The 10,228-nt window shown below is 47.1% G+C and carries 5 protein-coding genes; all 5 read right to left on the reverse strand.

The features are described 5' to 3' along the window. Nucleotides 1-30: 30 nt before the first annotated feature. Nucleotides 31-438 carry a type II toxin-antitoxin system VapC family toxin gene (locus J0895_RS15530; RefSeq protein ID WP_207088955.1) on the reverse strand — a complete coding sequence of 136 codons (408 nt, stop codon included), beginning with the start codon at nt 436-438 and terminating at the stop codon, nt 31-33. Continuing rightward, nucleotides 435-659: a hypothetical protein gene (locus tag J0895_RS15535; protein ID WP_207088956.1), complete on the reverse strand. Its 225-nt coding sequence runs from the start codon at nt 657-659 to the stop codon at nt 435-437. The genes J0895_RS15530 and J0895_RS15535 overlap by 4 nt, the downstream gene beginning before the upstream one ends. A 163-nt stretch (nt 660-822) precedes the next feature. Next, nucleotides 823-6,576, reverse strand: a complete 5,754-nt coding sequence (locus J0895_RS15540) for a DEAD/DEAH box helicase (RefSeq protein WP_207088957.1) — start codon at nt 6,574-6,576, stop codon at nt 823-825. A gap of 4 nt (nt 6,577-6,580) precedes the next feature. Further along, entirely contained in the window at nt 6,581-7,930 is a 1,350-nt protein-coding gene (locus J0895_RS15545; RefSeq protein WP_207088958.1) for a hypothetical protein, read from the reverse strand. A 16-nt stretch (nt 7,931-7,946) separates the two neighbouring features. Beyond that, nucleotides 7,947-9,644, reverse strand: coding sequence for a hypothetical protein (locus tag J0895_RS15550; RefSeq protein WP_207088959.1), 1,698 nt, complete (start codon nt 9,642-9,644; stop codon nt 7,947-7,949). Nucleotides 9,645-10,228 lie beyond the last annotated feature (584 nt).

The raw sequence follows: 10,228 nt of genomic DNA on the forward strand, positions 1-10,228 counted from the left end.
CTGGGGTAATTGTTTGAATATTAAACAATTTCAATTTTTAGATTCCCAATCTTGGATCTTTAATCCTGCTACTCGTCCAAACTCTGCCGTATTGTGGGTGACTAGGGTCAGATTGTTGGCAAGAGCGATCGCAGCAATTTGTAAATCTTTGATCCCAATCATCTCACCTGTTAATTCTAGTTGAGCCTTTAATCTACCAAAAATTAAAGCAGAAACATCATCGAAAGGAAGCGAAACAAAAAGAGTGATAAAATCATTCTGCTTGCGGTAGGTTAGATCGGGATTACGACTTTTAAAAGCACCGTAAGCCAATTCTGACTTAACAATTGAACAAATAAAAACTTGAGTTAAATCAACCTCTCTAAATTTCTGCCGAATTGCAGGCGATCGCCCATTTAAATATCTAGCCCAAACATTGGTATCCAGTAAATAACTCATGCTACGTTTTGTTGAGCGGTTTCTTCTATTAAAATAGGCTCCTCTGCCAAACAGCCATAAAAACTATCGACAATTTCATGTAGTTCGTTGAGATTTTCTGAATTGGCTAGAGCGTAGACTATCGCTACATCTAATTCTTGATTCGCTAAATATTGAGGCAATTGTAAAATTATTTTACCTTCAGCATCAACGCGAGTTTTACACTTAATTACTTGCATCATATATTCCTCCTTTTGGTGGTAAAACTTACCCTTAACATTAAGATTATAATCGTTTTTTCTAATTTCCGCAATTTTCGCCCCACAAGATTTTTGACTATGAATGAAAATAAGTATTCAGGTATCACCCATCAGCTTTCAGCTATCAAGAGAGAAGAGAGGAAAGTTACACACAATCTCCCGGTCGCCGCAGTACCATAAACGGGTTGGCAGGCTCCACATTCTGATAATCAGGATACTGGGTTTGCGCCGCTGTCTTTGCTGCTATCCATTCGGGATGATCATCATTCCATAAGGGATGGCGCAAAATTCGGATGGTTTTCCGTCCGGAATTAACGTAGCCGAACAGCGTCCCAAATTGTACTGATTCACCATAGCCTAACTGTTCAATTGTGGCAGGAATTGAACCTTGAACGAGGTTGAGCCAAGGATTCTCGACATTGCCCCAAGGAGAGTTGATATCTACCACGGATGCAGCATCCAATACTAGCCGCGCCATATCTAACGCCAGTCGCCAATCCAATAAGCCATGATAAGCCAAGTTTTGATAGTCCCGCAAACAGAGATTGCAGGAGGCGTCGCACTCCCTACCATGTCCGTGAGGATTGAGCCACTGGCTGGCAATGCTGTTTGGAGCAGTTATACTAGCTTGAACCATCAGTTGTTGAAACTGATTCGTTTTAGCAAGTTCCGTGCAATATCCCGCCCCATTTTCTAGTTTGTCGCTTAAAAAAGCCTGCCCGATAACTGTTCCATTCTGTTCTAAAGAACGGAAACCTGCCTCTAACTCCAAAGAATCCACATCCAGGTGAGCGGCAGCAGCTACGCGCAACCAAAAGGCGAAAGAATACCAAGCAGCACGCCCTACAACTGTCCTGGGGTCAGCAAACACGCCGTCGGGCCATCCCTCGATATTGACCAACAGAATATCGGTTTTCCGTCGAGAGAGTAAGGCGACTCGGTAGGCAGGGCCAGATGTTCCGACTTTGCTATCAGATTTGGGAGATACGGCATAAGCTCCCGGTTTGGTGCGCCCAAAAACCTTTGCCTGCTGAAAGTCAAACCCGCCTTGGCCTCCATTATCGTTAACAGAAATAATGCTGTCATTAAAGGCGCAAATCGAAGCATTCAGAAGCGATGCAGGGGGAGTAACGTTAGCACTAATACTCAAAGAGGGTCGCGTAGAACGCGGTTGCCATTCAAATTGGCCGTCAAAGTCTTCCTCTTGCAAGTCGGTAAAGAATCCTTTGGGTTCTCTGGCATCTACGGTACGCAGATCGTTAGCCCCACAAACCGGACATTCAATGGTTGGCGGTTTCTCACCTCCGGGTAAGGGTTGATTTAAGACGGTGTGCGGGTAAACTACGGCTTGGCAGTTTTTACACAGTCCGAGAGAGGGATTACCCTGGGTGAGGGCGGGAACTAATCCAGGGGATGAAGTAATTTTGCCGCCCTGGGGAAACAACTCGACCACGCCACAGGCAGTATGAACGGCTTTATCCTTTACGGTTTGGGAACCGGGGGCAAATTGAGAAATGGCTACATCTAAGTTGCGGTCTACGATTCCGGTTTCGGGGGGCCATTGAGTCCCGGAAAAAGGCCATCGGGTATAAAGCAAGCGCACTCGGGTGGGGAAACCAAACATCGGCAGTAACCCAGCGTTGGCTAGGCGTTCGCTTAAGGCATTTTGGGTGTAGGTGGGGTCATCGACGATTTCTTGAATTTGAGGGATTAAGTCATTACGGAGAGAGTTCAATATTTTGGTATTGCTGGCATTAAATGAGGTTTGGACGCGCAAGATATCTAATACGGATAAAATGGCGGGTTCGTTAGCCGGGTCATTGAGCCAAGCAGCGATTTCCGGTGCGTAATGAGTCCAATCTTTAACCGAGCCAAATTCACCATGTACGTTATCAGTGCCATCATATGTTAAACCAACGTTGGCGGATGCTTGTAAACTCAACCGGGCAATGGGGAAGGCTTGCCGCAACACTTCTTTAATCAGGACGCGCTGAAAAATTTCTTGACTCCCCATGTCAACGTAAGGGGCTGGCGGTGGGTCGCCGGTGATGCTTTCGGGACGTTGGAAGTAGAAATCATCGTGACTTCTGCCGCGACAGAAGGTGACGGCGAGAGAGACGCCAGCAGAACGTCTGCCTGCACGTCCGACTCGTTGTTGATAGTTGAAGCGGCGAGGGGGCATATTTGCCATCATTACGGCAAGTAAGGCTCCGATGTCAACGCCTGCTTCCATTGTGGTGGTGACGCTGAGGAGGTCGATGCCTTGAACCTGGGGGATTTCGTTGTTGATGAAGATGTCTTGGAACCAGCGTTGCCGTTTGGTGCGATCGCCCTTATCGGTTTGTCCGGTCAATTCTGCGGCATTCAGGCGGAAAGGGCCGCCCGCTTGTTCGGATAAATAGTTGTAGTAGTCAAAATCCGTGGTGGTTTTGTCTTCCTCTAGCCGATCTCTGGAATTGCTACACTCAGGGCAAATACCTGCTGCCTGATGCAGAAAAAACGCATTACATTGCAGACACCGATATCCCGGACGCGCCCCGTTTTGTTTTTCTGGAGGTAGAACCAGATAAAGATTGTTGGGATCAAGGGCAATTGTGCGACTGCTCGGTACGGCGGCTTTGGACAACAAAAGTTGTTCCTGCACATCCTCTAGGTTTAATCCCGCATTTTTAATGTATGTTTTGGCATATCCAGGTAGCTCATTTTCATTGCCGAGATAAAAACTATCTTCAGAATATATATGTCTTCTGCGTATGCCTAATTGGCGAATAACTGCATCACTTGTCTGAATAATTGTTGCCGATGGATTCCCTTGAGGTTTGTAACTGACCCATCCTTGGCCAATTCCTTCTAAAGTTCTGACCATGTGAGCAAACAGCACATACATCAGTTCAGCAGTTAACATCCCCTCCATTAGTTGCAGATGATTCTGTTGCTCTGGAATTGGGTTAACAATATTTGTGATGGCACTACCAGTCCAATTATAGCAATCAAACCAAGGTCGCCATTCTTTGCCGCTTCCCTGCCCTACTGGATAATTCAGGGAGCGGAATCTGGAACCACCTGGACAAACACCTGATGCGAGTAAGCCATCTCGAACTCGATCTCGCAAATTCAAAAGGGGAATGCGTTCGGGGTAACGTTCGAGTAAACCAAGCCACTCATTACGAGCTTGTGGGTTACTCGAAGGTAAATCCATAACCCAGGAAAACGCTTCGGCAACTAACTGGGCGTTGGCATTACTAAATCGGTTGTATCGGCTTGTATCTTCAGGGGGCGACGGTGCAACTACCGCAGCATAAAGACTGGGATTTAAGTATTGCAACCTATCTATAGCTATCTGATTATTTCTACAAGTCATACGCAAAAAGGCTACCAAATCATTCCAGTAATCTTGGAATGACTGAATCAGCAGCATCCGCGCCATGTCACGGTAATGATCACGCTCCATCCCTGCTGCCAACTTTGCGGCATCTTGGCGACTATCGGAAAATATCACCAGTTTGCGCGAGGAGCGACTGGTGGGAGTGGGAGGTGCGGGCATTTCCCTGAGCAGTCCACTGGCAATCACTTGGCAGGCTTTCTGAAATCCCGTGCGGTGGAAGCGTAGGGGGGTGGGGAATTTGTCGCGTTTCCCGTAATCCGCTTCGCAGCGGGGACACTTACTCGGTAATGCTCGTTGCTCTGGATGCTCCCCTCCAACTTGATACAGCCACCCTGGTATTTCATCATCAGCTTTGGGTGGCTTGCTATCCTGTGTGAGTACGCCTGTCACTCGGTTGAGTTTGGCGCGAACCCATTTGCGTTTTATCTTGTCCAGAGTCCATTCTAGGTCTTGAGGTTCGGTATTCCAAGGGGGTGTCTCGTGGGGTAATGGCCAAAATACTCGGTAGTTGCCATAGCGTTGGTTGAGAACTACTAAATCAGGAATTCCCTCTAAATTGGGTTGGTCGGGGGTTAATATCTCTATATTTCTGTTGCCTATCTTGCGCGTTGCCTTGTAACCGCCCAAAAACACATCGCCGCAAACTTCGCATACCAGTAGGTCCAAAACTCGGGAACCACAGGAACAGGTTAAGCTGTGGGTGGCATGAATAGCACCGACGGTGGGGCGAATTGCCTCTTGTTGGCGACGTTGAGAATTTACCGCATCGTCGGTACAGTCAGGATTACAACAAGCCCAGAGGTTTTGCAGGTTGTGGAAGAATAAATGACCGCGCATGGGTTGGGGCGATCGCCCGGTTGTCGGTAATTGCGACATTCCCAGTGCCAGCAGTAGTCCCCGCATACTATCAGAAACTACGCCATTCGTCCCTGCACCAAACAGTTGGCGGTCTAAATCTTTTGGCTCGTTTGCTTCGTCTGGGTTGATAACTTTTGCCGCCCGCACTGTAGGATTAGGCTCGCTTGGGTTAAGCAAATGGTCAACTTCCCGGCAAGCATCCCGCAGTGCATCGGCGGCATTTATCCTCTGCAATGCTTCCCCAATCTGTTGTTCTGCACTCAGTCCAGTTGCCGCAGGTTGACCCAGTTGCATCGCCAAATTGGACATCGCCTCCCGTACTGGATTGGACACTGGATCGGGCGGTTGCATGGGTTCCAAGGGGTCGGGTTGCACAGCCTGAGCAAACTGAGCAAAGGCATTTTGATACCCGGAAAGATTGAATCTCGCTCCCGATGTGGGGGGGATTTGTTGTCCAGAAATAAAGGCAAAATTGTCCCGTCCGAAAAAGTCGCGCAAAAAATTTCGACCCGGGGGATTATCTTCTAAACTAGCGGTTGTGGTTAAAATTCGCAGTTGAGGTGAGTCGGCGGTTAATCCCAAACGGTCATAAAGCAAGCGCAAGATATAAGCGACTTCAGTTCCGGGGGTGCCGCGATAGGCGTGGAGTTCGTCAATAATTAGGAAAAATTGGTTTTTTGGGTCGCTCTCTAACCACTGTTTAGTTTGGTCAAATATCCTATTTTCAATGCTCCGCATCATCATAATGTTGAGCATACAGTAATTGGTAATCAGAATATCCGGGGGAGTGTCTTGCATATCCCAGCGCGATCGCATCTCTCCCCCATCGAGTCGCGGGAAATAGTACGACAAATCTGGCATCTCCTGCAGCAGAGAAGGATTGTTTTGAATTGCCGCATCGATTTGTTGCCGTTGCTGTTCCAGTTCCCTTAACTCGGTTCTCAGTCGTCGGATACTGTTTTTGGTTTGAATTCCTGAAACTGGGGTTTGTCCTGTGTAGCGACCAAAAGTAATCCGGTTACCGCTGCGATCGCGATCTAACCACTGGTGGATTTGTGGCGCTTCCAGTGCTTTTCGCAAGCGGCGCAATTGGTCTTCAACTAAGGCATTTAATGGATAGAGAATTAAGGCGCGTAAAGCTTTTGGTCGAGTTGCATGTTGCCATTGGGATCTCCAATTGCCAATGGGATTGACACTATCATCCCACCAGCGGGTATTGTTGGGGGGTGGCGGACAAGTTTGCCAAGTGCTTGATTCTCGGGCTAACTGTGCGAAGAGTGGCAAGAGGAAACATTCGGTTTTACCGGAACCCGTACCCGTAGTGACGACTAAATCCTTTTGGTTGACTAGGACTTCTTGCAAGCTTTCCCACTGGTGCCGATAAAGTGGAATAGAGGGTTCAAAAATTGCTTGTCCCAGTTGTGCTAAATCCCTGTATTCTGGAGGCAATTGATTGGCAGCAGCGGATAAAGTCATTCCCGAGGAGGGATAAATGGGGACAGGTTCCACCAAGGGCGGTTGACTCAAGATACCGGGTTGCTGTAACAATCTGTCTCGTTCGTCGGCTAAAGCTCGATAGCGCAGAGGAAAGGCGCTTTTGATGTAGAGATGATAAATGCGATCGAGTCTTTGATATGAGCCAACCAGGTCATGCATGGGTTTAATCCTCTTGGCAGGTTAGATGCAGTTTTTCCACCAGTTTTTGCACTAGCTCCTTTCTTATGTTCTCATAGATGAGGCACTCAGTTTGTTGAATTGGGTAATAAGTCGGTAGAAATCCGGATGCCAGCACTAAGGCGCGTTCGTAAATTTCAGGCGATCGCTGATTCCAGGGAATTATCAAACAGGCCATCATCGTATCATAACGCACTACGCAAGGGCGATCGCTGTGGTGATGCGCCAGAAATCTTAACCCATACCAGTCCCCCTGTCGCCAAGTCGCGGTGTCTGCTTCATAGAAAAGGGTTCGAGGGGGAATCCCTGTTTTCTCAGAATGCCACATTTGATACATTCCGGTTTCATTGGGGGAAATGCACTCGATAAAATCATTAATTTCCCCATCAAACCGCTTCCACTGGTACAATGGAGAGACAATTCCTGGCAGAGTAGTCAGGTTTTGTTGCCAATCGGTGAGTTCCGGTAGGAGTTCAGCCAATTGCAGGGAAACTTCACCGGGGTTGAGGAGAGAAAGCTGTGAAGCGATTTCCTCTATTTTTGTCGTTTTTACTCGAATACAAGCTGGTGCATTTCCTTGGGGTTGCGGTTTGGATATGACTTCGGCATAGTGTTGTAACTGTTTCAGTAACTCTATGCTCCGCTGACCGCATAAGGTGTATTCTGGAGTATCTGAATCCGAGCTAATTTTAACAAGAGCAGGAGATGCTATAGACCAACGTTTACCATCTGCTGAAGATTCAAGATGTCCGAGGAGTTTTAAGCGGCGTAAGAGGCGTTTGGGGTGGTCGATATTGAGCGTCTCGCAGACTTTGTTGAAGGAGTCTCGGGTGCCGCATCCGACAGCAGAGAGCCAATAGAGAAGGCGATCGCAGCGTTGCGATCGCTCCTCTACTTCATGCGATCGCTCCTCTAGATCCGAAGATGATTGATAGGGTGAGGTTATCCAGTCTTCTTCATTATTATTGACCTGGGGTTGACGGGGTTGATACGGGATGGTATAGGTGTAATCGCAAACGTCATGAGCCGCACCAACCATTTGTTTTATTTGTTCATAAGTAAAACTAGCATTTCCCCGAACGGCTGGACTTTTAAAGTAGGGTAGCTTCAGTAAGTGAGACCCTTCGACATCTGCCGGAATCGCTCCGATGCGATCGCTCTCAATCGCCAGAAAAAAATAAAACGGTTTTCTCGGTTTAGCTCCTTTTTCTAAACGCAACAGAGGGAGGTAATTGCTCAGATTTTTGTCTTGGACAATTTTAGAAATTTGTTCTATCAAGTCTTGTGGTTTTCCCCGATAAGAATACCCGAGATACCATCGCTGTACTTTTGTCATTTAGCACCCCCTTATTTTATCCGCTTTCAGAATTTCGTTCAATGATGCTCCCGCAAATCCGATACTCAGAAGCGATCGCTAACTGTTCGCGTCGTTGAGGTGATGCGATCGCCAATTCATCCCAGGGCAAAATTCTCAAGAATCTTTCAGTTGAACCCCGTCCAGCCGTCGCCTCTATCAGATACTCACCAGTACCGGGAAACACTATTGTATTCTTGTTATTAGTTTTGACTGTTGCCGAATGTATTTCATGATTATCAGATAGGCGAGTTACTTTTAACTCACTCGAAGGAGCAAAGCCAAACACGGTAATTTCTGGCGGGTATTCTTCTAACCAAGCATTTTGTTGAGGCACTCGTAACCCACCGGATAAGCTAATCGATAATCGCACAATAGGTTGCAACGCATCTTTGAGTTCTGAATTCTTAATAAACACCGCATCCCAAGCTTGAGAAATGACCATGCACTCGTCTAGTTCTACCCAGTTTGAATTCTCAAAACGTGATATCGGTTCGCCACTCCATTCGATTAACCGTTCGTCTCGTAAACGGTATAAATCAGATAGCAATTCCTGCTTACATAGCAATATAAAAGCTGTCCCAAGAGGTGGCGTTCCCCAAGCGGCGTAAACGCCAGAATCCGGATTATCCGGATCGGGAATCAAAATCCAGAAATCCCGTTGGGGCAAAATTACACAATCGAGGGTGGGGTTTTCTCTAATGTCGTATCTCGCACCGCGATCCAATTCACTGGCATTCAGGGGAGACTCAAGGGGGAAATACCATCCGGGACGTTCCTCTTTCAAAAGCTGAATTCTATCCCCTTGCTGAACGGAGATAGACTCCACTTGCCGTCCCCGTTGTTGTTTCGGGTAAAGAGAGTAATCAACCTGACCTAAAAATGGATCTTCTGTCCGGTACAATACAGCCAAAAAATAGCGAGTGCGAGTGCGAATTCCTGCGCTTGTAACTGTGGCAGATATCTCTGGATACTCTAACCAGTGTTGGTAAACTTCGTGGATGGTTTCTGCAACAGCTTCATAACGTTGTCTATCTTCCAGCAACTGTTTAAGATGTTGAGGAAATCTGGATGCTTCTCGTCGCATATTTGCTAACAACGTCATTCCATCCCAATCTTTTTTCCACTGTTTTTCGTTAAATAAAAGCCGTAGTCGGTCTTGATCTGCACGACGCAGGAGGGATTGAGAGATTGGATAGTTAATATATTTATCTCGCCGGCTACTTCCTGGTTGCGCTGAAGGCAAGAATCCTTGTCGCATCAACCACTGATTCCACTCTTTCCACAAAAGTTCTTCACTGCCAACTTTTAGTCCCGGTGGACGGTGGTTTTTTGTTGTGATTGTAAAAATTTCTTTTAATCGCTGGAAGTAATTGGTCTCATCTATCTCTTCTTCTTCAGCCATTTGATAAGCGGCTAAAACGGTTGTGGCTAAAAATGCTATACCTTGAGGATAGCCTTTGGCATCGCACCTACAGACGCGCTCGATATCTATCCGTTCCTCAAGGAAGACTCTTGTTCTCACCGCTGAGAGAAAATCATCGATCCATGTGTCTGCATTTAGCTCTAAACCAAATTCTTCACCAATGCGATCGAGGATGTCATCGTCTACACTGAGGTAAACTCTTGTTCCCCGGGATATACCACTGGTAAAGTAGGATGCTATTGCCTGATTCCACTGTTGGTAATTTGCCATTGCGGCCTTGGGCGATCGCCGGTGAGTGAGCAGTGGGTCTTGATTTTAGGTCCGATTTTCCTCCAGTTAGATTGCTCCAACTCAAGCTCCCGCCCAGAAATACTGGATTAGCCGGCGATCGCGATAATCATCCCATTCTCATAACCTATTTTTTATTGTTGCAGATTTTGCCGCTTCCAAGCTCAGTGAATCCAACAAATTAACTTTGCGGAAGATTGAGGGGTGTAGCTGTCCCTCGTCAACTCCAGAGGTTGATGAGCAGTAACTGGACTTGGCGATCATCTCGGAGGTAGTCTCATATTCCGGTGGCATCACGTCATTGAAGACCCAGGCAGCTAATCCGGCTTTGTTGAGGTCCTGTTTGGCTCAGGTTAAGGTTTTGAAATCAGCGCTCATGAGTTCATGGGGGCAGTATTCCGATGAGTGTTGTGACTTTCCATGAAGGCATTGTTTTTCCCTCCTGCGATCGCCACCCGATCCGATTGGGAGAGCATAAGGACCCCATCACCGGCGGTTGAACCAAACGTTTATTATAATTTAATCTAGGGATTAACGATAGTCCCTGACTGGCGATCGCCCTTAAC

The organism is Phormidium pseudopriestleyi FRX01 (assembly GCF_017313335.1).
Classification (GTDB): domain Bacteria; phylum Cyanobacteriota; class Cyanobacteriia; order Cyanobacteriales; family Laspinemataceae; genus Laspinema; species Laspinema pseudopriestleyi.